We start from the raw sequence: 25,521 nt of genomic DNA on the forward strand, positions 1-25,521 counted from the left end.
TCAGCGCGGCAAAGAGAGGAAGCCGTCGGCGGCCTCGGCGAGACCGTCGGCGATCAGCGAGTCGATGGCGCGATGGCGCTGCGCGGTGTCCGGCCAGTCGGGGATCACATCGACCAGCGGTACTCGGGCGGCAGGCGCCAGTCGCAGCGTCTGGAGCACCGCGCCTCTGGCCTGCCGGTCAGAGCCCTCGTACTTCGCCTGGCGGCGACGCGTGTCCACGCCCACCGGGCGGCCGAGGGCGAACCAGCGGCACGCGTCGCGGATCGGGCACTGCTCGCACTGGGGAGCCCTGGCCGTGCAGACCACGGCGCCGAGTTCCATCACGGCGGCGTTGAACAGCGCCGATTCGGCGTCGTCCGCAGGCAGGAGCCGCTGCATGGACTCGAGATCGCGTCGGGACGGCGGCCCGGGCTGGGCGGTGCCGTCGATCACGCGCGCGAGCACACGGCGCGTGTTCGTGTCGACGACCGGATGGCGGTCGCCGTACGCGAAGACCGCGACAGCACGTGCCGTGTAATCGCCGATACCGGGGAGTGCGAGCAGATCCGCGACGTCGCGCGGGACCACTCCGTCGTGTCGCTCTGACACGGCCACCGCCGCGCCGTGAAGCCACAGCGCGCGCCGCGGATAGCCGAGATTCGCCCACTGCGTCACGACCTCGGCCGGCGAGGCCGCAGCCATCGCAGTCGGATCCGGCCAGCGACGCAACCAGGCCTCGAGGTGCGGAATGACCCGGGAGACCGGAGTCTGCTGCAGCATGAACTCGCTCACGAGCGTTCCCCATGCGGCATACGCGTCGTGGAATTCGGATCGTCGCCAGGGGAGATCGCGGGCCTCCGATCGATACCACTCCGAGACCTTCACGAGGTCGGGCAGGGGTGTCGGTGACGCGGGCACCTCGTTAGCCTAGACGGATCGACCATGCTCATTCGCGGGGGAGAGCAGGGAGAACCGCCATGAGGATTCGCAGGGGCGCCATCGCACTGCTGACCGCCACGCTGCTGCTCGCCGGGTGCGCAACACCGGTGAGCGGACCGGAGCAGACGCCGACGGGCTCCGCGCCCGCTGCGCAGTCGACGCCGTCCGCGACGGCATCCCGAAGCGCGGGCGAACCGGACCCGGATGACCCGTCGACCTGGATCGTCAGCGCGGATGGCATGGGCCCGGTCCTGATCGGCGGCGAATTCGACGCCGCTCTGGCGGAGTTGCCCACCAGTTGGACCAGCGACGGTGCTGCGTGCTCCTGGGCGGCGTTCTGGAACGCCCCCGACAACTCCTTCAGCATGCACTTCGTCCGCGGCGCCGAGGATCAGAGCGAACCGATCTCGGAGATCTCGGCATCCACCATGGCCGACTCGGTCACGGGCGCGGTCGGCCCGGAGACGGCGGAGGGCATCGGCGTCGGCGCGACGAGGGACGAGATCCTCGACGCGTACCCGGAGGCCGAGGAGGGTACGGCCACGGTCGACGGCGAGTGGATCCGCGTGGCGTCGGAGTCCGACGGACAGATCTTCTTCCAGTTCCTGACAGGAGCCGAGCGGGCCTGGGCGGTGACCGTCACCACGCGCGACGAACCGTCGTACGAGGTGTGCGGATGAGTCACGGCTTAGGCTGGGGGAATGGTCTCTCCCGGCATCCTGCTCGTCGACAAACCGGGCGGTATCACCAGTCATGACGTCGTGGCGCGCACGCGCCGCGCGTTCGGCACCCGCAAGGTGGGCCATGCGGGCACGCTCGATCCGATGGCGACGGGTCTGCTGGTTCTCGGCATCGAGGGTGCGACCCGCCTGCTCACGTACATCGTCGGCGCCGACAAGACCTACTTCGCCACGATCCGGCTGGGCCAGGCCACGACGACGGACGATGCAGAGGGTGAGATCACGGCACGTGCGGATGCCGGGTCCATCGCGGCCGTCTCGGACGAGCGGATCACCGCAGGGATCGCCGGCCTCAGCGGTGCCATCTCGCAGGTGCCGAGCGCCGTCTCGGCCATCAAAGTCGACGGACGGCGCGCCTACGACCTGGTACGAGCCGGCGAGAGCGTCGAGCTGAAGGCGCGAGAGGTCACGGTCTCGCGGTTCGCCGTGCTGGAGCGGCGCGATGACGCCGAAGGCGTCGAACTCGATGTCGTTGTGGACTGCTCGTCGGGCACCTACATCCGCGCGCTGGCGAGAGACCTCGGTGCCCATCTCGGCGTCGGCGGGCACCTCACGGCGTTGCGACGGACGCGGATCGGGCCCTTCGACATCGCGGATGCCGTGACGACAGACGATCTCGCAGGAGCGGCGACCATCGAGCCGGCCGACGCCGCGGCGCTCGTGCTCACGCGAGTGGACGTGAGCGCCGACGAAGCGCGCGACCTGCGCCACGGCAAGCGCCTCGTCGGGCAGGCCGACAGGGCGGAGTCCTTTCCCGCGGCGGCCGTCGCGCCTGATGGTTCGCTGGTCGGGATCGTCGAGCGACGCGGGGCGGACCTCAAGAGCACCATGAACATGCCTGAGGAGACCCGATGATCCTGTGGTTCACGATCCTGCAGATCGCCGTGGCGGTCGCCGCGGGCCTGTTCTGCATCGTCGCAGGCCTTGCTGGGCGCCGACCGAGCGACTACACGGTCGGCAGCCTCGCGATCGTCGAGCTGCTGCTGATCGTGCAGGTCGTGGTCGCGATCGTGGCCCCGTTCGTCGGCAATCCGCCGTCGGGAGACCTGCTGGAGTACTGGGTGTATCTCGTCTCCGCGGTCATGCTGCCGGTGGGCGGAGTGATCTGGGCGCTCATGGAGCGCAGCCGGTGGAGCACGGTCATCCTCGGCGTGGTGGCGCTGTCCGTGGCGATCATGGCATGGCGCATGCACGTCATCTGGACCGTTCAGATCGCGTGAGCATCGCGGCGGGTGCTGCGAGGCGGTCGGCGGGTCGGAGCTGCGGCGTCCATCAGGCATCGGCGCGCCTAAACTGGAAGGCGCTATGAGCACCACCGCCACCCGCACCAGGATGACCGGCATCGGCCGCGTCCTCGTGATCGTCTACGCCGTGATGGCGCTGGCTGCCACCGGCCGCAGCTTCGTCCAGATCGTGCAGCGCTTCGACGAGGCGCCCCTGAGCTACTCGCTGTCCGCCGCGGCCGCTGTCGTGTACATCCTCGCCACCTTGGCGCTCGTGCTCTCCAACCGTCGCGGCTGGTACACGATCGCGTGGATCGCCATCGCGTTCGAACTCGCCGGCGTGCTGATCGTCGGCACGCTGAGCCTGGTGTACCCCGAGCTGTTCCAGCACGAGACCGTCTGGTCGCTGTACGGCCGCGGATACCTGTTCATCCCGCTCGTTCTGCCGGTGTTCGGACTCTGGTGGCTGCGCGCTCATCGACCGTCAGAGGTTGCCGCATGATCGTCTTCCGCGATCCCTCAGAAGTGCCGGAGGGCTTCGGTCCGTCGGTGGTCGCGATCGGCAAGTTCGACGGCGTCCACACCGGACATCGCGCGGTCATCGACCGGCTGCTCCAGGATGCTGCGGCTGCCGGTGCCCGTGCCGTCGCGGTGACGTTCGACCGCAACCCGCTCGCCGTGCTGCGCCCCGACCGGTGCCCCGAGAACGTGGTGAGCACAGAGCGCAAGCTCGAGCTCCTCGGCGATCTCGAGCTGGACGCCGCACTCGTCCTGAGATTCGACGAGGCGCTCGCGGGCCTGGAGGCCGAGGACTTCGTCCGTCAGATCCTCGTGGACGCGCTTCAGGTCGAGACCGTGCTGGTCGGACGCGATTTCCGGTTCGGTCGTGGTGGAGCCGGGGACCCCGACCTGCTGCGTCGGCTCGGCCCGGAGTGCGGCTTCTCCGTCGAGGTGGTCGAGGACGTCTTCCTCCCCGGCTCGGAGCGCCGGGTGTCCTCCAGCTGGATCCGTGAGCTTCTGGCAGAGGGGTCGGTCGAGCAGGCCGCGGATCTGCTGGGTCGCGCACCGGACGTGCGAGGCGAGGTCGTGCACGGGCTCAAGCGCGGACGCGAGCTCGGCTTCCCGACGGCGAACCTCTCGGACATCGTCGATGCGCTCGTGCCCGCCGACGGTGTCTACGCCGGGTGGCTGGTGGATCATGACACCGGCATCCGGCATCCGGCCGCCATCTCCGTCGGGACGAACCCGACGTTCGACGACGTCCCGCGGCGGCAGGTCGAAGCGCACGTGCTCGACGAGACGAGTCTGGATCTGTACGGCCACGACGCCACCGTGCAGTTCACGCATCGGCTGCGCGGAATGGTCGCGTTCGAGGGCATCGAGAAGCTGAAGGTGCAGATCGGGGCCGATGTGGATGCCGCGCGCGAACTGCTTGCTGTGGGCGGGACCGTCGCGCAGTAGCATCAGAGCATGAAGCGGGTGGGACTGAGCGTCGGCGTCGGCATGCTGATCCTCGCGCTCGTCGGGTGCGCGCCGGAGGCCGCGCCGTCCGCGTCGCCGACGTCGGCACCGTCCGAGGTTGTATCGCCCGACCCGACGCCGTCGCCGACGCCCTCGCCGGAGCAGAGCGAGGCGATCTCGCTACCGGAATCCTGCGATCAGGTGTTCAGCCCCGCACTACGCCAGCGGTTCGAGGACGGTGGTCTGCCGCTGAACGATCCGACGCTCACGATGGCATCCACCGACGTCGCCGTCGCGCTGGAGATGCTCGCGACGCTCGAGAGCCTGCGGTGCACATGGGGTGTCGCTTCAGAAGTCGGCATCACCACGACGCTGGCGCTGGTGGACGTCGAGCAGCGCACCGATCTGCTGGAGGCGTTCACGACGCAGGGCCTGGAATGCACGGAAGCGGACGGTGCCGCGCGCTGCGCGGTCGAGGTCTCGTACGATGACGAGGAGTCCGGGTACACGGGGGTCGGCGGCGAGATCCAACTCGTCCGGGACGGCGTGTGGGTGTCCACGAAGTGGCTCAACACGGAGATGACCGGATACCTCGAAGACATCGAGTCGACACTCTGGCCTTAGGGGAGGCGGTCCGACGCGCCGTCGCGGGAGTATCAGCGCGCGGCGCGCTCAGAATGGCGTAAAATGGCCCCAGGCTCCACTGAACGCTCGACGTGACGAACGCGGGGGAGCCGGGTATCACCCGTCCGCACGGTCCTGGCTGGCGCCACACGCGGACATCGAGAACGGCTCGGAGGCCGTCTGCGGCACTCCGTCGATTCACGCTCAGGAGGAGCATGCCGACTACGGCAACCGCCGCTACGCGGCGCAGGAAGACATCCCGTCGAGACGACGACGCACCGCTGATCCCGATCCTTGCGCGCAAGGTTCGCGAGGTGGAGGCGAAGGCTCAGCGCGGAAAGCTCGGCCCGACCAACCGGGTCAAGTTCCAGGTGATCGCCTTCCTGGTGCGCGAGGAGCGTGCGAGAGTGAAGGCGGATGCCGAGATCGCCGACTCGGCGCGCGCAGAGCTGCTCAAGCGCCTGGACGGCGTCGCGACGATCCTCGCCAAGACCGCGGCGCGCGACACCTCGCTGATCCAGCTGCTGGAGGTGGATTCGGCGACGAGTCCTGTCGCCAAGCGGATGCGCAGGGACTGGCTGCTCGAATCGGGCGCCGAACTCGCCCCGGAAGAGCTGATCATCACGGACATCGCTCCGATCGTGCAGGCGCCTGTGGTCTCCGCCGCCGCGGCCGAGCGTCAGGTCACGCCGCCGTCCGTGGAAGCGCGTCAGCTCGCGAACCCGTTCCTCGCCCCTGATCTGACGCCGCGACCGGCATCCACGCCGCGTCGCCGCTTGGACGGGTGGGAGCTGATGGGCCCGTTGTACAAGGCGTTCGAGACCGGCGCTGGCGGCGCATCCGCGTCGATGGATCTGCCTCCCACGCCCGAGTTCGACCACGTGTCCCCGAAGGGGCTCGAGGTCATGGTGCACCAGTCCCGCTTCCTCGAGGCCGTCAAGGCGGGGCACCGCAGCTTCCTGCTCGCGGATGAGCCCGGCCTCGGCAAGACCGCGCAGTCGGTGCTCGCCGCATCGGTGGCGGGCGCGTACCCGCTGCTGGTCGTCGTGCCGAACGTCGTGAAGATGAACTGGGCGCGCGAGGTCGAGCGGTGGACGCCCCAGCGGCGTGCGACCGTCATCCAGGGCGATGGCACCGACATCGACGCGTTCGCCGACGTGTTCATCGTGAACTACGAGATCCTCGACCGCCACCTGTCCTGGCTCGGCTCGATCGGGCTGCGCGGGATGGTCGTGGACGAGGCGCACTTCATCAAGAACCTCACCTCCCAGCGTTCGCAGAACGTGCTGGCCCTGGCGTCGCGCGTCCGCGCGCAGACGCCGGGCGGGAACCCGCTCATGATGGCGCTGACCGGAACGCCGCTGATCAACGACGTCGAGGACTTCGACGCGATCTGGCGCTTCCTGGGGTGGACGACCGGCGACAAGCCGGGCTCTGAGCTCATGGAGAAGCTCGACGCCACGGGGCTCACCCCGGCCGACAAGGCGTTCTACGCCGAGGCGCGGGACGCGGTCATCTCGATGGGCATCGTCCGGCGCAAGAAGAAGGACGTCGCGGCCGACCTGCCGGACAAGCTCATCGCCGACCTCCCGGTCCAACTAGACGACGAGTACGGCCGCAGCATCCGACAGGCCGAGCGCGAGCTCGGCGAGCGTCTGGCGGCCAAGTACCGCCGGATCATCGAGTCGCGGGGCGACCGCGGCCTGGCGCACGGCGAGATCGACGAGGACATCGTCCGTCTGGTCGCGACCGGGGAGCTCGAGGAGTCGAAGGCGGCAGGCACCGGCGGCGACAACGTCTTCACGATGGTGCGCAAGATCGGTCAGGCCAAGGCGCATCTCGCCGCGGACTACGCCGCACAGCTGCAGCGCTCGGTCGGCAAGGTCGTGTTCTTCGCCAAGCACATCGACGTGATGGACCAGGCGGAGGCGCACTTCGCGGCATCCGGCATCCGCTACGTCTCGATCCGCGGAGACCAGACGACGCCGGTGCGTCAGCAGGCCATCGACGACTTCAACGGCGATGAGGGAGTCGGCATCGCCGTCTGCTCGTTGACCGCTGCCGGCGTCGGGCTCAACCTGCAGACGGCTTCGAACGTGGTGCTGGCCGAGCTGAGCTGGACCGCGGCCGAGCAGACGCAGGCGATCGACCGCGTGCACCGCATCGGTCAGGACGAGCCGGTCACGGCGTGGCGCATCATCGCGGCGCACACGATCGACACGAAGATCGCCGAGCTCATCGATCAGAAACAGGGTCTTGCCGCGCGCGCGCTCGACGGCGAAGCCGTTCCCGAGGCGGCGAGCGAATCCGTGCAGCTGGCGGCGCTCATGCATCTGCTGCGCCAGGCGCTGGGCGGCGAATAGAGGGATCAAGATCGGCGGTTCTTGCGTCGTTTCCCGGCTTGCGGGCCGCGGATTTCGCGAAGATCGTCGAGATTGTGTCCGAGTGGCGGTAAGAACAGCTGTTTTCGACGCCTCGAATGGCGCCGGAGGCGTCATCGGCAGTAGTGTCGATCGCAGGCAGCGTCGCCTCGTCCACACCCTCCCACCCGAACGAGTGAAGGCAGCAGCATGAAGATCGGCATCCTCACGTCAGGCGGCGACTGCCCCGGCCTCAACGCGGTCATCCGCGGCATCGTGCTCAAGGGCACCACGGCGTACGACCTCGAGTTCGTCGGCATCCGGGACGGATGGCGCGGGGTCGTCGAGGGCGACTTCATGCCGCTCACGCGTCACGAGGTGAAGGGGCTGTCCAAGGTCGGCGGAACGATCCTCGGCACCAGCCGCACCAACCCCTACGAGGGGGAGCGCGGTGGCGCCGAGAATATCGCCAAGACCCTGTACGGCCACAAGATCGACGGCATCATCGCGATCGGCGGCGAGGGCACTCTCGCCGCGGCAGATCGGCTGTCCAAGGACGGCATCAAAGTCCTCGGCGTGCCGAAGACGATCGACAACGACCTGCAGGCGACCGACTACTCGTTCGGCTTCGACACCGCCCTCAACATCGCGACCGACGCCATGGACCGCCTCCGCACGACCGGCGATTCGCACCAGCGCTGCATGGTGGCGGAGGTCATGGGCAGGCACGTCGGCTGGATCGCCCTGCACGCAGGCATGGCCGCCGGCGCTCACGTCATCTGCATCCCCGAGGTGCCGATGTCGATCGAGGAGATCGCCGAACTGGTCACCAGCGCACACGACCGCGGCCGCGCTCCGCTGGTCGTCGTCTCGGAGGGCTTCAAGCTGTCCGGCATGGATGAGGCCTACAGCGACAAGGGGCTGGACGCGTTCAACCGTCCTCGCCTCGGTGGAATCGGCGACCAGCTGGCACCCGAGATCGAGCGCATCACCGGCATCGAGACGCGAGCGACGATCCTCGGACACATCCAGCGCGGCGGTTCGCCTTCCGCCTTCGACCGTGTGCTCGCGACGCGTCTCGGGCTGCACGCCGCCGACGCGATCATGGACGGCGCCTGGGGCCAGATGGTCGCCATGCAGGGCACCGACATCGTGCGGGTGCCTTTCGCCGACGCACTCGGCGAGTTGAACACGGTGCCGCGCTACCGCTACGACGAGGCCGCTGCGCTCTTCGGCTGATCCGCGCCGAGCGCTTCGCGCGGCACGGGTGCCGGTTCTAGTCCGCGAGCCCCAGCACATCGAGCATCCAGGCCAGCTCGAATGCGCGTTCGCGCCAGGAGTTGTACCTGCCGCTCACGCCGCCGTGCCCCGCGACCATCTCGCACTTCATCAGCACGTCGGATGCTCCGGCCTCGCGGAGTCTCGCGACCCACTTCGCGGGCTCGACATACGCGACACGGGAATCGTTGAGGGAGGTCATCGCGAGGATCCGCGGGTAGCGCTCGCCCTCGCGCACGTTCTCGTACGGCGTGTAGGACTTCATGTACGCATAGACATCGGGATCGTGCAGAGGGTCTCCCCATTCGTCCCACTCGATCACCGTCAGCGGCAGCGACGGGTCGAGGATCGTCGTCAGCGCATCCACGAACGGGACGGCAGCCAGGATGCCGCCGAACAGCTCCGGCGCGAGGTTGGCGACCGCTCCCATGAGCAGCCCGCCGGCGCTTCCGCCCTCGGCGACCAGCCGCTCAGGCGAGGTCACACCGGTCGAGACCAGATGCTCGGCGCAGGCGAGGAAATCCGTGAACGTGTTGCGCTTGTGCAGCAGCTTGCCGTCCTCGTACCACTGGCGCCCCATCTCGCCGCCCCCACGAACATGGGCGACGGCGAAGACCACGCCGCGGTCGAGCTCGCTCAGTCGCGCGACCGAGAAGCCCGGATCGATCGAGTGCTCGTACGACCCGTATCCGTAGAGGTGCAGCGGGCGAGGAGCGTCGCCAGGGGCGCCGAAAGAGCGCTTCCAGACGAGTGAGATCGGCACCTGCGTGCCGTCGGATGCCGTGGCCCACGCCCGTTCCTGGCCGTATTCGGCAGAATCGTAGCCGCCGAGCACCGGCTGCTGCTTGCGCAGGACGAGCGTCCGCGTCGCCAGCTCCAGGTCGTACACCGTCCCCGGCGTGACGAAGGACCCGTAACCGAGCCGCAGGAACGGCGAGTGCCATTCGGGGTTCCCACTGACGCCGGCCGAGTACAGCGGTTCGTCGAAGCGCAGCTCGTCGACGGCATCCGTCGTATAGTCCAGCAGACCGACGCGCTCGATCCCGTCGCGGCGGTACTCGACCGTGGCGAAGTCCCGGAATGCGTCCATGCCTAGCAGACGGCGGCCTGGCTCGTGCGCGATGACGATGCGTCGCTCCGACTGCGGATCGGACGCCGAGACCGAGACGAGTTCGAAGTCGAGGGCCTGCTCGTTGTGCAGGATGAGCAGCCGATCGTCGCCGTCGACGACAGCGTGGTCGATCGAATACTCGACGCCCTCGCGCCGCGGCCAGATCAACCGTGGCTCGGCGGTCAGATCGTCGGACAGATCGACGAGGTACTCCTCGCTGGTGATGCTGGAGCCCACCCCGATGACCAGGTACTTGCGACTGCGCGTGATGCCTGCGCCGAGCCAGAACTTCTCGTCCGCCTCGTGGAAGAGCTTGACGTCCTCCGCGACGGGAGTGCCCAGCCGGTGCAGCCAGAGGGTGTCGGGACGCCACGCGTCGTCTCGCGTCGTGTAGATGACGCCGGTGCCGTCGGGGGTGAAGAACGCGCTGCCGGTGTTCTCGATCTCATCGGAGAGCGTCTCCCCGGAGCCGAGGTCGCGCACGTGGACGGTGTACAGCTCGTCGCCGTCGAAATCCGTCGACCACAGCAGCTTCGTCGCGTCGTCGGACGTGTCGAACGCGCCGAGCGCGAAGAACTCGTGACCGTCCGCCTCGGCGTTGCCGTCGAGCAGGATCTCCTCGCCCGGCACCGGAATGCCGGGCTCGAGCACCGGGGGAGTCCAGTCGTCCGCCGCGGCGGCGGCACGGCAGTGGATGCCGTACTGCGAGCCCTCCTCGGTGCGGCTGTAGTACCACCAGTCGCCTCGGCGCGTCGGCACTGACAGGTCGGTCTCCCGGACGCGCCCCTTGATCTCCTCGAAGATGCGTTCGCGCAGCCCTTCGAGGTGGGCGGTCGCCTCCTCGGTGAAGGCGTTCTCCGCCTCGAGATGAGCGATCACCTCGGGGGAGTCCTTGTCGCGGAGCCACTCGTACGGGTCGTCGAAGACGTCACCGTGGTGGGTGCGGATGCGGGAACGGCGGGCGGCTGCGGGGGCGTCGGTCACCGTTCCACGTTAGCCGAGGCCGAGTTGACCGGCGCCGACGACGGTGGGAGGATTCTCGGGGGCCGGTAAACGGAAGTAAAACCCACGGTGAACTCTTCGTTCACCACGTCGATCCCGTCGACATCTCCCTCTTCCCGAACGACCGAAAGCGAACGGTGGAAACCGCAGCCCTCATCGTCGTGCTGGTGATCCTGCTGGCACTCTTCTTCGACTTCACGAACGGCTTCCACGACACCGCGAACGCGATGGCGACGCCCATCGCGACCGGTGCCCTCAAGCCCAAGACCGCTGTGCTCCTGGCTGCGGTGCTCAACCTGGTCGGCGCATTCCTGTCCACCGAGGTGTCCAAGACGATCTCCGGTGGCATCATCCGAGAAGACGCCATCATCGACTCCGGCGCCGAACTGTTCCTCGCCCTGATCTTCGCGGGCCTCATCGGCGCGATCACCTGGAACATGCTCACCTGGTTGCTCGGCCTGCCGTCCAGCTCCTCCCACGCACTGTTCGGCGGCCTGATCGGCGCCACGCTCGTCGGCGCCGGCCTCGGCGCGATCGACTTCGGCATGGTGCTGTCCAAGATCGTCCTTCCCGCGCTCATCGCCCCGCTGACGGCGGGCATCATCGCCTTCATCGCGACCAAGATCGCGTACACGATCACGCGTCGCTACGACAACAAGCCGGACGGCCGTGACGGGTTCCGCTGGGGTCAGATCTTCACCTCTTCACTGGTCGCGCTCGCGCACGGCACGAACGATGCGCAGAAGACCATGGGTGTCATCACCCTCGCCCTGATCACCATCGGCTGGCAGTCCGCCGAGCATCACGAGCCCGAGTTCTGGGTGATCGTGGCATGTGCGTTCACGATCGCACTCGGCACCTACCTCGGTGGCTGGCGGATCATCCGCACGCTCGGCAAGGGGCTGACCGACGTCAAGCCGGCGCAGGGGTTCGCGGCCGAGAGCTCCACGGCGGCGACGATCCTCGCCTCCAGCGCCCTCGGCTTCGCGCTGTCCACCACCCAGGTGGCGTCCGGCTCCGTGATCGGCTCGGGTCTCGGACGTCGCGGCTCGACCGTGCGCTGGCGGACAGCCGGTCGCATCGCGATCGGCTGGCTGCTGACGCTGCCGGCCGCCGGCGCGGTCGGTGCTCTCGCCGCCCTGCTGGTCGTGTGGCTCGGCCCCTGGGGCGTGGCGATCGATGCGGTGCTGGCCGTCGTGATCATCCTCGGCCTGTTCCTTCGTTCGCGTCGCAACGCGGTCACGCACGCGAACGCCATGAGCGACGTCGCGGAGTCCGGCCACGCCGTCGAACTCCCCGACACCCCGCCGCCCACGCGCCGGCAGCAGCGCATCGAGCAGGCCCGCGCCGAGGCGAAGGCGCGCCAGAAGGCCAAAGCGGATGCCAAGGCGAGCGCCAAGGCCAAGAAGAAGCAGCAGCAGACCACGACGACCAAGGAGAAGGGCGAATGAGCGTCTCCATCGACTGGCTGGCCTTCCTCCAGGTGTTCGTGGCGGCGCTCGTCGGCGCCGCGGCGATCGTCACGTTCTACGCGATCGGGCTGCGCCTGCTGGTCCGCAGTGGACACGCACCCGTCGTGAGCCCGGCCGAGTTCACCGATGCGATCACCGTGGTCAGCGAGAAGGAACTCCGGCGCGCGGAGAAGCAGGCGGCCAAGGCGGCCAAGAAGAGTCCGCTGACCGACGGCCAGAAGCGTCTCGCGCTGGTGGGCGCGTACGCCTGCTTCGCGATGTGCGCCGTGGCTGTCATCGCCGGCATCCTGATCATCGTCATCGGCCACTGACCTCGCCGTAGGCTGGGGGCCATGCCTGGCCCCTACGTCTTCGGTCGCCATCAGCCGGCGTCGCACACGATCATCCACGTCAGCGATCCGCACTTCCTCGCCGCCGGCGCACGGCTGGCGGGGCGCTTCGACGTCGAGCAGACGTTCTCTCGAACGCTCGAAGCGATCCGCGCCGTGCATCCGTCGCCCGCGGCGATCGTGATCACCGGTGACCTCACCGACCTCGGCGAACCCGACGCCTATCGACGGCTTCGCGCCGCCGTCGGGCCGGTCGCCAGCGAGCTCGGTGCACCGGTCGTCTGGGTGGCCGGCAACCATGACGAACGTCCTGTTCTGCGTCGAGAGCTGCTGGATGTCGAGGCCACCGAAGAGCCGGTCACCGGCGTGTGGAACCTCGACGGACTGCGGTTGATCGCGCTCGACACCTCGGTCCCGGGGTGGCATCACGGCGACCTGGACGAGGGGCAGCTCGCGTGGTTGGCGGATGAGCTGCGCGTCCCGGCGCCGCACGGCACGCTGCTCGCGATGCACCATCCGCCGATCCCCAGCCACCTGCCGCTGTTCGACATCCTGGAGCTTCGCCATCAGGACGAGCTGGCCGCCGTCATCCGCGACACGGATGTGCGCGGCATCCTGGCCGGGCATCTGCACTACTCGTCGCACGGCACATTCGCCGGGGTGCCGGTGAGCGTGGCCTCCGCGACCTGCTACACGATGAACGTGGCGAAGCCGGCCCGCGACGTGAACGGGATGGACGCGGCGCAGGCGTTCGCGCTGGTGCACGTCCACGACGACACGATCACGCACACGGTCGTGCCGGTGACCCAGGCCGAGACCGCTGACATCTTCTCGGAGGCGTGGCTGGATCGGATGGCCGCGTTGTCTCCTTCGGAGCGCATGGAGGCGTTCTCCCGCAAGCCCGGTTGGCGCAGCGCGGCGGACTAGACTGGGTGCATCCCCCGCTTCTCACTCAGCCACGACCCACGAGGATGTGACACATGGCCGCTGATGCGCCTGCCCTGACCCGTACCGAGACCGATTCGCTCGGCAGCATGGAGATCCCTGCGGACGCCTATTGGGGCATCCACACCGCCCGCGCCGACGCGAACTTCCCGATCAGCAAGCGGCCGATCTCGGTCTATCCCGACCTCGTCAGGGCGCTCGCGATGGTGAAGCAGGCGAGCGCGCGGGCCAACCGGGAGATCGGTGTGCTCGACGCCGAACGGGCGGACCTCATCGACGCCGCCGCCCAGCGCGTGATCGACGGCGAATTCCACGACCAGTTCACGGTCGGTGTGATCCAGGGCGGGGCAGGCACCTCGACCAACATGAACGCCAACGAGGTCATCACCAACATCGCGCTCGAGATGGCCGGCCGCACCAAGGGCGACTACGCGTTCCTCTCGCCGATCGACCACACGAATCGCAGCCAGTCCACGAACGACGTGTACCCGACCGCGATCAAGGTCGGCCTCTCACTGACGCTGCGCTCGCTGCTGGAAGAGCTCGATCTGCTGCGCCGTTCGTTCCTGGCGAAGGCGGGGGAATTCCACAACGTCCTCAAGGTCGGGCGGACGCAGCTGCAGGATGCCGTGCCCATGACGCTCGGACAGGAGTTCCACGGGTTCGCCACCACCCTGGGTGAGGACCACAGCCGCCTGACCGAGAACGCCTCGCTGATGTTCGAGGTCAACATGGGCGCGACCGCGATCGGCACGGGGATCACGACTCACCCGGATTACGCCCCGGCCGTGATCAAGCACCTGCGCGAGATCACGGGTCTCGATCTCGAGACGGCGACCGACCTCGTCGAATCCACCAGCGACACGGGCGCCTTCATGTCGTTCTCGTCATCGCTCAAGCGCAACGCCATCAAGCTGTCCAAGATCTGCAACGACCTGCGCCTGCTGTCCTCCGGTCCGCAGGCCGGACTCGGTGAGATCAATCTCCCGGCAAAGCAGGCCGGCTCCAGCATCATGCCGGGCAAGGTCAATCCCGTGATCCCCGAGGTCGTCAACCAGGTCGCCTTCTCGGTCGTCGGCGCCGACGCGACCGTGACGATGGCGGTCGAGGGCGGGCAGCTGCAGCTGAACGCGTTCGAGCCGGTCATCGCGCACTCGATCTTCCAGTCCATCACCTGGATGCGGCAGGCGATGTGGACGCTGCGCGTGAACTGCGTCGACGGGATCACCGCGAACACCGACCGCCTCGGTGCGATGGTGGGAGCGTCTGTCGGGGTGATCACCGCGCTCACGCCGTTCATCGGCTACGCGGCGGCCGCTGCTCTCGCCAAGACCGCACTGCTGACCAATCGCAACGTCGCAGACCTCGTCGTCGAGGCGGAGCTCATGACGCGCGACGAGGTGACCAAGCAGCTCTCGCCGGCACGTCTGTCCGGTCTCGAGGCGGTCACCCAGGCGATCCCGATCATCACGCCAGAAGTCAGCGGCTGAGGGCCGAGCCCGCCCTCTCGGATCAGTCGTAGATCCGGCAGAGCGTGGTGAGCTCGCCGATGCCGTCGATTCCGACCGTGACCGTCGACCGGTCGCGAAGGAAGATCTGCGGGTCGCGGGAGTATCCCGCGCCTCCGGGGCTTCCGGTCGAGATGAGAGTTCCCGGGAGCAGGGTGATCGACTGGGACAGGTGGGCGATGAGCTTCGCCACGGAGCGCACCATCTGTCCCGTCGAGGCATCCTGCACGGTGCGCCCGTCGACGATCGTCCAGATGTGCAGGTCCTGCGGGTCCGCGATCTCGTCGGCGGTCACGACGACGGGACCCGTCGGCGTGAAGCCATCGAACGACTTGCACCGCGACCACTGCGCCTCGGCGAACTGGATGTCGCGTGCCGTGATGTCGTTGACGACCGTGTAACCCCAGACGTGGGACAGCGCGTCGTCGGCGGAGACGTTCTTCGCCGCGCGTCCGATGAGCACGCCCAGTTCCGCTTCGTAGTCGACGGATTCGCTGAGCGACCGCGGCCAACCCGTGGTCTGCTCGTGGCCGGTGAGCGAATTGGGCCACAGCGTGAAGACGGTCGGAGCGGAGTCGGTCTTCAACCCGAGCTCGCTCGAATGCGCCGCGTAGTTGAGGCCGACCGCGAGGACGACGGGCGGCGCGATGACGGCCGACGCCCAACCGAAGCCGGCCAGCGGATGCCGCGGAGCGGTGCCCGCAGCCAGAGCGGTGCGCACGGCATCCAATGCTTCGTCGCCCCCGTCGATGAGGTGCTGCAGCGTCGCCGGCGCGGCGTCGAGGAGGTCGGAGACGAGGATCGCGTCCGTGCCATCGATGACCGCGAGCGCGGCGTCGGGCGAGTCGGAACGCACCAGATGGGCGAATCGCATGTCTCTACGGTACCCGGCGCGCAGGCGGCTGCGGGGATGGTGGCTCTAGGCTCTACCCATGACCTTCGGAGGATCCGACCAGCCTCAGCAGCCGTACACGCCGCCGCCGCCGGCCCAGCCGCCCGTCCAGCCGCAGCCGCAAGTCCCCCCGGGGCAGGGCTACACCCCGCAGCCTCCGCAGCCGTACACGCCGCCGCCTGTCCAGCCGCCTGCACCACCGCTGCACGCACCCGCAGCGCCGCCGGCGCAGCGTCTTGCGCAACCGGGCGCGCCGCAACCGCTCTACGCGCCGCCGCAGCAGCCGCAGTACACGCCGGCGCCCTTCGGGCGCCCCGTTTACGCGTCCGCCCTTGCTCAGCCGGCTGTCTACACGCCTCCGGCGGCCCCGGCGGCTCCGGCCCCCGCGCCCGCCCTCCCGCAGCTGCCGATGCCGGTGAGGAAGGGGCGTACGGTCTCGATCTGGCTGTTCGGCGTTCTCGGCTTCGTGCTCATCGCGCTCGCCGGCTACTTCGTGTGGGCGTTGGGCTCCGTCGCGTCGATGATCGGACTCGTGCTTGCGCTGATCCCGCTCGCCATCGTCTTCTTCGGCGTGCGGTTGATCGATCGCTGGGAGCCGGAGCCCAAGCGCATCGTGTTCTTCGCCATCGCCTGGGGCGCTCTCGCCGCGGTCGGTCTCACTCTGCTGTTCGACATGATGTTCGGCTTCGAAGACGTCGATGCCGCAGCGGTGATTCAAGCGCCGATCGTCGAGGAGCTGTTCAAAGGGCTGGGCGTCTTCCTCATCTACCTGATGGCCAGGCGCACGTTCGACGGTCCGGTCGACGGGATCGTCTACGGGGCGCTGGTCGGGGCGGGCTTCGCCTTCACGGAGAACATCCAGTACTTCGCCATCAGTCTGATCGAGGGCGGGGGAGAGCAGCTGACGATGACGTTCGTGCTCCGAGGGCTCATGTCGCCGTTCGCACACGCCATGTTCACGGCACTGACCGGATTCGCGATCGGGCTCGCCGCCAGGCGTGGCGCCTCTGTCCCCGGCGTGCTGGGGGCTGGCGCACTGGGCATGCTCGGCGCGATGCTGCTGCACGGGTTCTGGAACGGTTCCGCGACCTTCGCCGACTTCTTCCTGCTGTACGTGACGCTGCAGGTGCCGTTGTTCGTCGGCTTCATCCTCGGCATCGTCGCCCTCAAGCGGGAGGAGGCGCGCCTGACCAGGGAGCGTCTGTCCGAGTACGCGGTCGCGGGGTGGTTCACACCGCAGGAGGTCGACATGCTCGCGACACCGGCGGGGCGCAAGGTCGGCCTCAACTGGGCGGCCACGCTGCGCGGCGACCGCCGTCCCATCATGCGCGGATTCATCAAGGATGCGACTGCGCTCGCCGCCGTCCGTCAGCGTGCCATGACCGGTCGCGACCGCTACGCGGCCGAGGACGAGCACGCGCTGCTCATGCGCACGAGAGCGGCGAGGGCGGCGTTGCTCGCGTACTGAGCGGCGATTCACCTGCCGATAGCAAGACTCAGCGCCCGGTGCTGCGGCGATGCCTGCGAGACTCCCGGGCGCTGAGTTGATCTGAGACCAGGGTGCACCCGGTCGGACGCACTGTCAAGAGGGATTTCGCGGCTCCGGTGTTCGCTGTCAGCAGGGTCCGTCACGTTGACCGGGGCAGTCGGCTCGGGTTGTATGGAGGCATGACTGATCGTACGAAGCCTGAGTTCGACGCTCCCTCCGGTCCCGCTCCTGTGGAGCTCGTGGTCCGAGACCTCATCGAGGGTGACGGCCCCGAGGCCAAGCCCGGCGACACCGTGACCGTGCACTACGCCGGCGTCGAGTTCGACTCCGGTGAAGAGTTCGACTCCTCCTGGGGCCGTGGCGAGACCATCCAGTTCCCGCTGCGCGGCCTGATCCAGGGCTGGCAGGACGGCATCCCCGGAATGAAGGTGGGCGGCCGACGTGAGCTCGTCATCCCGCCGCACCTGGCTTACGGACCCGCGGGTGCCGGTCACTTCCTTTCGGGCAAGACCCTGATCTTCATCATCGATCTGGTGGCCGTCGGCTGACCCGATGAACTCGAGGGCCCTCGTGACGCGCAGTGCGCACGGGGGCCTTCGGCATATCACCCACTGTTCGGAATACATTCACACGCATACGAGTTACCCTGTATCGAACGCCGCGAACGCGGCCTGACTTTCTCGAGGAGAGCACATGACCACCATCGACGTCCCCGGCTACCGCGCAGGAACCTGGGTCCTCGACCCCGCCCACAGCGAGGTCACGTTCAGCGTCCGTCACATGATGATCTCGAAGGTCCGCGGCACCTTCGGCATGAAGAGCGCGACGCTGGTCGCACCGGAGAACCCGCTCGATGCGACGGTGACGGCCAGCGTCGACGTGGCCTCGGTCGACACCAAGGACGAGGGTCGCGACACGCACCTGCGTTCGGCCGACTTCTTCGACGTCGAGAACCACCCGACCATGGAGTTCGTCTCCACCGGCGCCCGGGTCGAGGACGGCGACTTCCTCGTGGACGGCGACCTGACGATCCGCGGCACCACGAAGCCGGTCACCTTCGCGTTCGACTTCGGTGGCTTCGGTGTCGACCCGTGGGGCAACTACAAGGCCGGCGCGTCGGCCAGCACCACGGTCAACCGTGAGGACTTCGGCCTCACCTGGAACGCCGCGCTCGAGACCGGCGGTGTCCTCGTCGGCAAGGACATCACGATCAACCTCGACCTGCAGGGATCCCTCCAGCAGGACTGATCGCTTCCCGCCAGAACCCCGATTCCGTCAGGGCTCGGGGTTCTCTGCGTCATAGGTGCGGAAGCGCGGATGCCTCCGCACGAGCATCGCCACGAGCGCGATGACCAGGATGCCGCCGAGCAGCGGAGGGAACCACAGTGCTGTGAGGGTCGCGAGTGTTCCCGCATACAGCGCGCCGAGGCGGGGGTCTCCGGCCACGACGACGATGAAGATCCCCTGCAGGCGCCCGCGGATGCCGTCGGGCACGGCCGCCTGCATCATGGTGTTCCGATAGATCGAGCTGATGTTGTCGGCGGCGCCGGAGGCGGCCAGCGCGACGCACGCCAGCGCGATGAGTGCGAGATTCGGCGACGTCTCAGACGCGGGTGGCAGCGCAGTGCCGAGCACCAGCACCAGGCCGAACATCAGGATCGATCCGCCGTACACGGCGATGGCGCGCTGGATGCCGCGGCCGTGCCAGCGGTACCGCACGACGCGGCCGGAGAAGAGGCTCGACAGGAACGTTCCTGCGGCGACGGCGGCCGTCAGTATGCCGGTGGTCACTGCTCCGCCACCCAGCAACACAGTGCCCAGTGCGGGGAAGAGTGCGAGCGGCTGACCGAACGTCATCGCGATGACGTCCAGCACGTACTGCATCCGGATGTTTCCCGCGCGCTTCAGGAACCGCCAGCCGTCGACGAGCGATTCCAGGCCGGGCCGCAGGACCGGACCCTCTGGGCGCAGTGCGGGCAGCGTCCACAGCCCCAGGAACATCGCGAGCATGAGCGCGACGTCGATCGTGTATGTCCAGCCGTATCCGGTCGTAGCGACGAGGATCCCGGCCAGCGCCGGCCCGACCATGACCATCAGACCGAACGTGACGCCGTTCAGAGCGGATGCGGCGGCGAGCAGGTCGCGGGGGAGAAGGCGGGGCACGATCGCGGTGCGCGTGGCCATGCCGACCGAGTTCGCGGCGGAGTTGATGATGCTCAGGGCGTACAGCCACCAGATCGTCTCCAGCTGCGTCCAGGTCAGCAGCGCCAGCATGGCTGTGGACGCGAACGTGATGACCGCGGCGATCAGGGCCACCGTGCGCCGATCGAACGCGTCGGCCAGCATCCCGCCGTACACGCCCGCCAGGATCATGGGCACGAGACCGGCGAAGGCGATCATGGACACCGCGAACGTGCTGCCGGTCAGCTCGAACACGTGCAGCATCACCGTGACGATCGTGAGCTGTCCGCCGAGTCCGGCGAGGGTGGAACCGATCCACATCCGAGTGAAGGCTCCGCTGGCCCGGAACGGTCGCAGGTCGATCAGGGCGGAAGACACGTCACGAGGCTATCGGCACACGGCTGTCGTCGGCTCACTCGCGGGCTGGTAGACTCGTTCAGTTGCCGTTCGATCGGCCGCGGATAAAGAGAGCCCACGCATCAGGCGTCGGGCGCCGCGCAACAAGCAGAGAGGGGATCGAATCTATGGCACTGGAAGCAGACGTCAAGAAGGCGATCATCGAAGAGTACGCGACGCACCCCGGTGACACCGGATCCCCCGAGGTGCAGGCCGCGATGCTGACGCAGCGCATCAAGGACCTCACCGAGCACCTCAAGGAGCACAAGCACGACCACCACTCGCGTCGTGGCCTGTTCCTGCTCGTGGGTCAGCGCCGTCGTCTGCTCGGCTACCTCCAGAGCGTCGACATCGAGCGTTACCGCTCGCTGATCGCACGCCTGGGCCTTCGCCGATAACGCGGAGCGAGCCAGCGTACAATCGCGCAGAACATTCTTGAGAAGGCCTCCCCACGGTGTGGGGAGGCCTTCGTCCTTTCCGGGACTGCGCGAGTCCGGCTGCTCGGAGTCAGCCGGCGTACTGCCACTGCTGGGTGATGCTCGCCGGATCGCAGACAGCGAGGGACACACCCCAGGACGTCTCCGGCGTCGACACGCACAGGCCCGGATCGGCGACACTGCTGATCGTCCGGTCGCCGTTCACCGACCAGCGCTGCTCCTCGGTGCCGTCGCAATCGAGGATCTGCAGGGCCGAGCCCTCGGTGACACCGTCGACTCCGGCGACGCATTTCGATCCGTAGATGCTGAGTGCGCCCGCATCCGTCCAATGGAACGACTGATTCTCGCCGCCGTTGCAGTTCCACAGACCCAGTCGCGTTCCCGCCGTGGTCGACGCGCCTGGGACGTCGATGCAGACGTCGTGCGCGACGCTTCGGATCGGCGCACCCGGAGGGGCCGGCGGCAGGTCGTTGAGCTGCTCTCGCTTCAGCAGACCCCAGCCCCATTGCAGCTGCGCCAGACCGGAGGTATTGGTCACCGTCAGCCCGCCGGCGGCGTCCTGCTCGGTGAGGGAATACGAGTCGCCCGTCCGCAGCCCCGGCCAGTAGACCGTGCCCATGCCGTTCGCACGAGCCACCTCGGTGAGCGCGCCGAGATAGGCGGTTGAGACGTTGCCCTCGTGGTTGCCGTAGTTCAGACCTGTCGTCATGGGCGACCCGGCCTCGGTGATCAGCGTCCGCCACCCATAGGGGCCGAGGCGGGGGAGCAGGTTGGCCTTCCAGGCCTCTTCGGTCGTGTCCGATCCCCAGAAGCCGTAGAAGTGCAACGACAGCAGGGTGCCGGTGAGCTCGGGAGCGGCGCCGACACCGTCGACATGATCGTTGTACCCGGTTCCGGAGACGATCACGCGTTTGCGCGGCACATCGCTGTGGTCGGCGAGCCACCCGGACGTCAGCGTCACCCATTCATCGAGCGAGTAGCCGAACGGCTCGTTCATGATCTCGAAGTACACCCGCGGATTCGCGCCGTACTGCGACACCACGGTCTGCCACATGGCGTCGAATGCAGCCGCATCGTCGACCCTGCCGTCCTTGGCGTCATCGGCCTCCCAGTAGCTGAGGATGACCTTGAATCCCCTGTCCACCGACGCGTCGATGGCCGCGCGGTAGGAGCCCCACCACTCGGTTCCGACGCTGGCGGGATTGATCGGCAGACGGACCGTGTTCGCACGCAATTCGCGCTTGAACTCCGCGATGATCCCCGATGCCTTCGAATAGGTGGCGGCATAGTCGTCGAGAGTGCTCAAGCCGGAAGGCACGACCTCGTCATCGGCGTAGTTGTCGCGTGGATCAGCCCAGTTCACGCCGCGGAACTCGCTCGTGTCGCCTTGCGCTGCCGCCGGCGAGGCGTTCGATGCGGCGGTGGCGGGTGCGGGAATCAGGCACAGCAGGACGGCCGTCGCGACAGCGGCGACCGAGATCATTCTCTTCATCGAGGGATCCAATTGTGGGGGGCGCCTGGCGCCGTCGATCATCGGGACATGCGACAGATTGGCATGCACGGTGAATAAACACAAGGGTTGATTTAATTGACCTTCGCGCCGACCAGGTCGGAATGATGAATCGCCGCCACGTCAGGGTGCGCGCGCAGGCGCGACTTCAACGCGTTGTCGCCGTAGAGGCTGTGGATCGGGTTGCCGGGGTCGTGCGTCACCCCGGTGGCCTGCGATGCGAGCTCTGGCGGAAGGTCGATGATCGGCAGCCTCCTGTCCAGGGCCGGGTTGAAGAAGAACGGCACGGAGATGCGCTCGTCCGGCGCCTTCGGCGAGATCACGCGGTGATTCGTCGCTTTGAGATAGCCACCGGTGGCGTACTCCAGCAGTTCACCGATGTTGACGACGAACGCGCCATCGACGGGCGGGGCGGCGACCCACTGGCCGTCGCGCTCGACCTGGAGTCCTCCCTTGCCCGGCTCGACCCACAGCAGAGTCAGTACGCCGGAATCCTTGTGCGCACCGACGCCCTGCTGCGGCTCGGGTTCGCGGGTGCCGGGGTAGCGCACGATCTTGATCAGGGTCGACGGCTCACCGAAGTTCGACTCGAAGTAGTCCTCCTCGGCGCCGAGCGCCAGCGCCCAGGCGCGCAGCAGCTTCCTGGCCACGTCGCTGAGCTTCGCGTGCCACTCGAGGACCACGTCCTGCAGGTCCGGCTGCGCGGCGGGCCACAGGTTCGGACCGATCAGGCGGTTGAACGACGGTCCGCCCTCGACCACCTCGCGCTCCGGACCGATGTCGATCTGCTCCCGCCAGTCCACCTCGCCCTGCGTGCGTTCTCCGCCGATGCGCGTGTATCCGCGGAAGTGCGGGCTCTTGACGTTCTCGATCGCGAGCTTGTCCGCCTCCGGCAAGGCGAAGAAGTCCTTCGCCGCCTGGTGCAGGCGAGCGGTGAGCTCGGGGGATACGCCGGTTCCGGTGAGATAGAAGAAGCCGACGTCGTGCGTCGCGGCGCGCAGGTCATCGCGGAATCGCGCTGCGGAGTCGGCGCCCTCGTCGAGACGCGACAGGTCGAGGATCGGGAGGTTCAGATCAGCCATGACCCGAGGCTAAGTCTGTCGGCTCGCCGGGGCGAGCCGTATTGCGCCGCGTTACCGCCGAGGCGTCAGTCGCGGGTTCGGGGCCTGCGCGATCCGGTCGGATCGTTGCGGCGGGTCGGGTCCGGTACGAGCGATCGGTCGCGGAACAGCCACGCCGGTCGCGGCTCGACCAACGGCCGGAACAGCCACCTGACCGGGCGGGTTGCCAGAACGACTGCGATCGCGACGGAGAGCAGGATGACGCTGGGCAGCCACAGCCATGTGGGTTCGGCGTCGCGCAGCACGCCGGATTCGCGGAACGGGTACAGAACGAACGAATGCAGCAGGTAGACGTACATCGTGTACTGACCGAACTGGGTCCACCACGTCGTTCGGCGGGGGATGAGCACGAAGAAGGCCGCGCTCAGCAGCAATCCGAGTGCGATCAGAACCAGGCGCACTCCTCCGGACCACCATTCCTCGCTCCCGAGATCGGAGTAGGAGTCGACATAGAAGAACCACTTGTCCAGGTCGACGCTGGACCAGATCTCCACCCAGTTCCACGCCACGAAGCCGTCGACCACGAAGATCACGACCGCCACGACGCGCAGCCACCACGGCCGGAAATCGATCAATCGGAAGCGTTCCACGATGTCGTGCTCGCGCAGCCACCAGCCCAGCACGAAGAACGGCAGGAACCCGAGCGTGCGCGACAGGGAGAAGGTGCTGTCCACGTTCGGCAGGTAGCCGGCGCCGATCGAGATCAGCAGCGACCACACCACAGGCCATCGCAGCAGAGCGAGGTAGGGCAGCACGAGCCGGAAGATACCCAGCGCGAGCAGGAACCAGAGCGTCCAGGACGGCTGGGTGAGGTTCGGGCTCGCCTGGCCCTCGACGAGCCACTTGGTGAGCGTCCAGAGCATCTCGAAGATGACGTAAGGCACCAGGATGTCGGTGATCACGCGCGCCATCTGGCGCTTCGTCGGCGGCGCGGACTTCGAGAAGTAGCCGGCGATGATCGCGAAGGCGGGCATGTGGAACGCGTAGAACGACAGATACAGCGCCATGGCGATGTCGGAGTCGTAGGTGAGACGCTGGATGGCATGACCCAGCACCACCAGCACGATGCAGGCGTAGCGGGCGTTGTCCCAGAACGGAACGCGACGACGCGGCCGCGGAATGGATCCGGTGACCGGGCCGGTCGGAGGCTGCGCGGCACTGCTCATGCTCCGAGGCTACCCGGGGTCGGGCGGAACGTCCGGGGAATAAAGTTGTGCGCGTCGCGTTGACACGGATACATTCAAATGAATAGAAGCGGATGCCACAGCATCCGTTCTGGAGAGACACGGAGCATCACATGAGCGAGCAGACCGTCACCGCGGGGATGCAGTTCGGCATCTTCAGCGTCAGCGACATCACGCAGAACCCCGTCACGGGCGAGACGCCGAGTGAGGCGCAGAAGATCAAGGACGCGATCACGATCGCGAAGCACGTCGAGGACGTCGGCCTCGACGTCTACGCCATCGGCGAGCACCACAATCCGCCGTTCTGGTCCTCATCGCCCTCGACGACGCTCGCTGCGATCGCCGGGCAGACCGAGCGGATCATCCTCTCCACCTCGACGACCCTGATCACCACGAACGACCCGGTGAAGATCGCCGAGGACTTCGCGATGCTCCAGCACGTGTCGGACGGACGCACCGACATCATGATCGGGCGCGGCAACACGGGTCCCGTGTACCCGTGGTTCGGCAAGGACATCCGCCAGGGTCTTCCGCTCGCGATCGAGAGCTACAACCTGCTGCACCGGCTGTGGCGCGAGGACGTCGTGGACTGGGAGGGCAAGTTCCGCACCCCGCTGCAGGGCTTCACCTCGACGCCTCGTCCGCTCGACGGCGTGGCACCGTTCGTGTGGCACGGTTCGATCCGCACGCCCGAGATCGCCGAGCAGGCCGCGTACTACGGCGATGGATTCTTCGCGAACAACATCTTCTGGCCGAAGGAGCACTACCAGCGCCTGATCGAGCTGTACCGCCAGCGCTGGGCCCATTACGGGCACGGTGCTCCGGAGACGGCGATCGTCGGACTCGGCGGACAGGTCTTCATGCGTGCGAATTCGCAGGACGCCGTGAACGAGTTCCGCCCGTACTTCGACAACGCGCCGGTGTACGGTCACGGCCCCAGCATGGAGGACTTCACGGAGATGACTCCTCTGACGGTCGGCTCGCCCCAGCAGGTGATCGATCGTTACGCGGCGATGCGCGACACGTTCGGCGACTACCAGCGCCAGCTCTTCCTGCTGGATCACGCCGGTCTGCCGCTGAAGACGGTGCTCGAGCAGCTCGACATCCTCGGCGGTGAGGTGGTGCCGGTGCTGCGACGGGAGTTGGCGAAGAATCGTCCAGCTGCCGCTCCGGATGCTCCGACGCACGCTTCTCTGGTCGCAGCGGCATACGGCGACGGCCCGACCCGTGAAGCGCGCCCCGGTGCGAACCGCGGGGACAACCTGACCGCCGGATCGCCGTACCAGGACACCCCGCAGCCGGCCGGGGCCGCATTCGGGCTCGGCCGGAAGGAGGCCTGA

General features: G+C 67.8%; 24 protein-coding genes. 17 read left to right on the top strand and 7 right to left on the bottom strand.

Annotation, left to right across the window (positions count from 1 at the left end):
• A complete protein-coding gene (locus ACFCYE_RS06660) occupies positions 1 to 876 on the bottom strand; it encodes an A/G-specific adenine glycosylase (protein WP_376178140.1) in 876 nt (291 codons plus the stop codon).
• 80 nt (positions 877 to 956) lie between these two features.
• Here ACFCYE_RS06660 and ACFCYE_RS06665 point away from each other — a divergent pair, with 80 nt between their 5' ends.
• The 8 genes from ACFCYE_RS06665 (at position 957) to ACFCYE_RS06700 (ending at position 8,565) form a co-directional block, all read left to right on the top strand.
• Positions 957 to 1,598 carry a hypothetical protein gene (locus ACFCYE_RS06665; protein ID WP_376177416.1) on the top strand — a complete coding sequence of 214 codons (642 nt, stop codon included), beginning with the start codon at positions 957 to 959 and terminating at the stop codon, positions 1,596 to 1,598.
• 21 nt (positions 1,599 to 1,619) lie between these two features.
• Positions 1,620 to 2,513, top strand: a complete 894-nt coding sequence (gene truB, locus ACFCYE_RS06670; protein WP_376177417.1) for a tRNA pseudouridine(55) synthase TruB — start codon at positions 1,620 to 1,622, stop codon at positions 2,511 to 2,513.
• The gene (locus tag ACFCYE_RS06675; protein ID WP_376177419.1) at positions 2,510 to 2,878 is read left to right on the top strand and encodes a hypothetical protein; all 369 of its coding nucleotides are present in this window, start codon (positions 2,510 to 2,512) and stop codon (positions 2,876 to 2,878) included. The genes truB and ACFCYE_RS06675 overlap by 4 nt, the downstream gene beginning before the upstream one ends.
• Positions 2,879 to 2,963: 85 nt before the next feature.
• Complete coding sequence (locus ACFCYE_RS06680) at positions 2,964 to 3,383, top strand: hypothetical protein (protein ID WP_376177421.1); 420 nt, start codon at positions 2,964 to 2,966, stop codon at positions 3,381 to 3,383.
• On the top strand, positions 3,380 to 4,342 hold the full coding sequence (locus ACFCYE_RS06685; protein ID WP_376177423.1) for a bifunctional riboflavin kinase/FAD synthetase: 963 nt from the start codon (positions 3,380 to 3,382) through the stop codon (positions 4,340 to 4,342). Before ACFCYE_RS06680 ends, ACFCYE_RS06685 begins: the two co-directional genes overlap by 4 nt.
• Before the next feature lie 9 nt (positions 4,343 to 4,351).
• Complete coding sequence (locus ACFCYE_RS06690) at positions 4,352 to 4,966, top strand: hypothetical protein (protein ID WP_376177424.1); 615 nt, start codon at positions 4,352 to 4,354, stop codon at positions 4,964 to 4,966.
• Positions 4,967 to 5,181: 215 nt separating this feature from the next.
• Entirely contained in the window at positions 5,182 to 7,329 is a 2,148-nt protein-coding gene (locus tag ACFCYE_RS06695) for a DEAD/DEAH box helicase (RefSeq protein ID WP_376177426.1), read from the top strand.
• 207 nt (positions 7,330 to 7,536) lie between these two features.
• The gene (locus ACFCYE_RS06700; RefSeq protein ID WP_376177427.1) at positions 7,537 to 8,565 is read left to right on the top strand and encodes a 6-phosphofructokinase; all 1,029 of its coding nucleotides are present in this window, start codon (positions 7,537 to 7,539) and stop codon (positions 8,563 to 8,565) included.
• A 37-nt stretch (positions 8,566 to 8,602) separates the two neighbouring features.
• Here the strand turns inward: ACFCYE_RS06700 and ACFCYE_RS06705 are convergent, their stop codons facing one another.
• Positions 8,603 to 10,699, bottom strand: coding sequence for a S9 family peptidase (locus tag ACFCYE_RS06705; RefSeq protein ID WP_376177429.1), 2,097 nt, complete (start codon positions 10,697 to 10,699; stop codon positions 8,603 to 8,605).
• Between the two features lie 155 nt (positions 10,700 to 10,854).
• On the opposite strand from ACFCYE_RS06705, the gene ACFCYE_RS06710 reads away from it, so the two are divergent.
• From ACFCYE_RS06710 to ACFCYE_RS06725, 4 genes are read left to right on the top strand one after another with little or no spacing between them, the layout of a single operon-like run.
• Complete coding sequence (locus tag ACFCYE_RS06710) at positions 10,855 to 12,168, top strand: anion permease (protein ID WP_376177430.1); 1,314 nt, start codon at positions 10,855 to 10,857, stop codon at positions 12,166 to 12,168.
• Positions 12,165 to 12,500: a peptidase gene (locus tag ACFCYE_RS06715; protein WP_376177431.1), complete on the top strand. Its 336-nt coding sequence runs from the start codon at positions 12,165 to 12,167 to the stop codon at positions 12,498 to 12,500. Before ACFCYE_RS06710 ends, ACFCYE_RS06715 begins: the two co-directional genes overlap by 4 nt.
• Positions 12,501 to 12,521: 21 nt before the next feature.
• Positions 12,522 to 13,445 (top strand): phosphodiesterase, encoded by a 924-nt coding sequence (locus tag ACFCYE_RS06720; RefSeq protein ID WP_376177433.1) that lies wholly within the window; start codon positions 12,522 to 12,524, stop codon positions 13,443 to 13,445.
• A 53-nt stretch (positions 13,446 to 13,498) separates the two neighbouring features.
• Entirely contained in the window at positions 13,499 to 14,953 is a 1,455-nt protein-coding gene (locus ACFCYE_RS06725) for an aspartate ammonia-lyase (RefSeq protein WP_376177435.1), read from the top strand.
• A 22-nt stretch (positions 14,954 to 14,975) separates the two neighbouring features.
• Here the strand turns inward: ACFCYE_RS06725 and ACFCYE_RS06730 are convergent, their stop codons facing one another.
• Positions 14,976 to 15,845 carry a fumarylacetoacetate hydrolase family protein gene (locus ACFCYE_RS06730; RefSeq protein ID WP_376177436.1) on the bottom strand — a complete coding sequence of 290 codons (870 nt, stop codon included), beginning with the start codon at positions 15,843 to 15,845 and terminating at the stop codon, positions 14,976 to 14,978.
• Positions 15,846 to 15,903: 58 nt separating this feature from the next.
• Here ACFCYE_RS06730 and ACFCYE_RS06735 point away from each other — a divergent pair, with 58 nt between their 5' ends.
• From ACFCYE_RS06735 to ACFCYE_RS06745, 3 genes are all read left to right on the top strand, one after another.
• Complete coding sequence (locus tag ACFCYE_RS06735; protein WP_376177437.1) at positions 15,904 to 17,331, top strand: PrsW family intramembrane metalloprotease; 1,428 nt, start codon at positions 15,904 to 15,906, stop codon at positions 17,329 to 17,331.
• Positions 17,332 to 17,531: 200 nt separating this feature from the next.
• Positions 17,532 to 17,900, top strand: coding sequence for an FKBP-type peptidyl-prolyl cis-trans isomerase (locus tag ACFCYE_RS06740; protein WP_376177438.1), 369 nt, complete (start codon positions 17,532 to 17,534; stop codon positions 17,898 to 17,900).
• 145 nt (positions 17,901 to 18,045) lie between these two features.
• Entirely contained in the window at positions 18,046 to 18,600 is a 555-nt protein-coding gene (locus ACFCYE_RS06745; protein ID WP_376177440.1) for a YceI family protein, read from the top strand.
• A 27-nt stretch (positions 18,601 to 18,627) separates the two neighbouring features.
• Here ACFCYE_RS06745 and ACFCYE_RS06750 read toward each other — a convergent pair whose 3' ends face one another.
• Positions 18,628 to 19,911, bottom strand: a complete 1,284-nt coding sequence (locus ACFCYE_RS06750; protein WP_376177441.1) for an MFS transporter — start codon at positions 19,909 to 19,911, stop codon at positions 18,628 to 18,630.
• A 146-nt stretch (positions 19,912 to 20,057) separates the two neighbouring features.
• Between ACFCYE_RS06750 and rpsO the strand changes: the two genes are divergently transcribed.
• Positions 20,058 to 20,327 carry a 30S ribosomal protein S15 gene (gene rpsO / locus ACFCYE_RS06755; RefSeq protein WP_017203073.1) on the top strand — a complete coding sequence of 90 codons (270 nt, stop codon included), beginning with the start codon at positions 20,058 to 20,060 and terminating at the stop codon, positions 20,325 to 20,327.
• 109 nt (positions 20,328 to 20,436) lie between these two features.
• On the opposite strand, the gene ACFCYE_RS06760 is transcribed toward rpsO, so the two are convergent.
• The 3 genes from ACFCYE_RS06760 to ACFCYE_RS06770 all read right to left on the bottom strand — a co-directional run bounded on the left by ACFCYE_RS06760 (position 20,437) and on the right by ACFCYE_RS06770 (position 24,163).
• The gene (locus ACFCYE_RS06760) at positions 20,437 to 21,858 is read right to left on the bottom strand and encodes a ricin-type beta-trefoil lectin domain protein (RefSeq protein ID WP_376177443.1); all 1,422 of its coding nucleotides are present in this window, start codon (positions 21,856 to 21,858) and stop codon (positions 20,437 to 20,439) included.
• Positions 21,859 to 21,950: 92 nt separating this feature from the next.
• On the bottom strand, positions 21,951 to 22,958 hold the full coding sequence (locus ACFCYE_RS06765; RefSeq protein WP_376177444.1) for an isopenicillin N synthase family dioxygenase: 1,008 nt from the start codon (positions 22,956 to 22,958) through the stop codon (positions 21,951 to 21,953).
• A 65-nt stretch (positions 22,959 to 23,023) separates the two neighbouring features.
• Positions 23,024 to 24,163 (bottom strand): acyltransferase family protein, encoded by a 1,140-nt coding sequence (locus tag ACFCYE_RS06770; RefSeq protein ID WP_376177446.1) that lies wholly within the window; start codon positions 24,161 to 24,163, stop codon positions 23,024 to 23,026.
• 131 nt (positions 24,164 to 24,294) lie between these two features.
• Between ACFCYE_RS06770 and ACFCYE_RS06775 the strand changes: the two genes are divergently transcribed.
• Positions 24,295 to 25,521 (top strand): LLM class flavin-dependent oxidoreductase, encoded by a 1,227-nt coding sequence (locus ACFCYE_RS06775; RefSeq protein ID WP_376177447.1) that lies wholly within the window; start codon positions 24,295 to 24,297, stop codon positions 25,519 to 25,521.

The sequence above is a fragment of the Microbacterium sp. NPDC056234 genome (assembly GCF_042267585.1).
Taxonomy (GTDB): Bacteria; Actinomycetota; Actinomycetes; order Actinomycetales; family Microbacteriaceae; genus Microbacterium.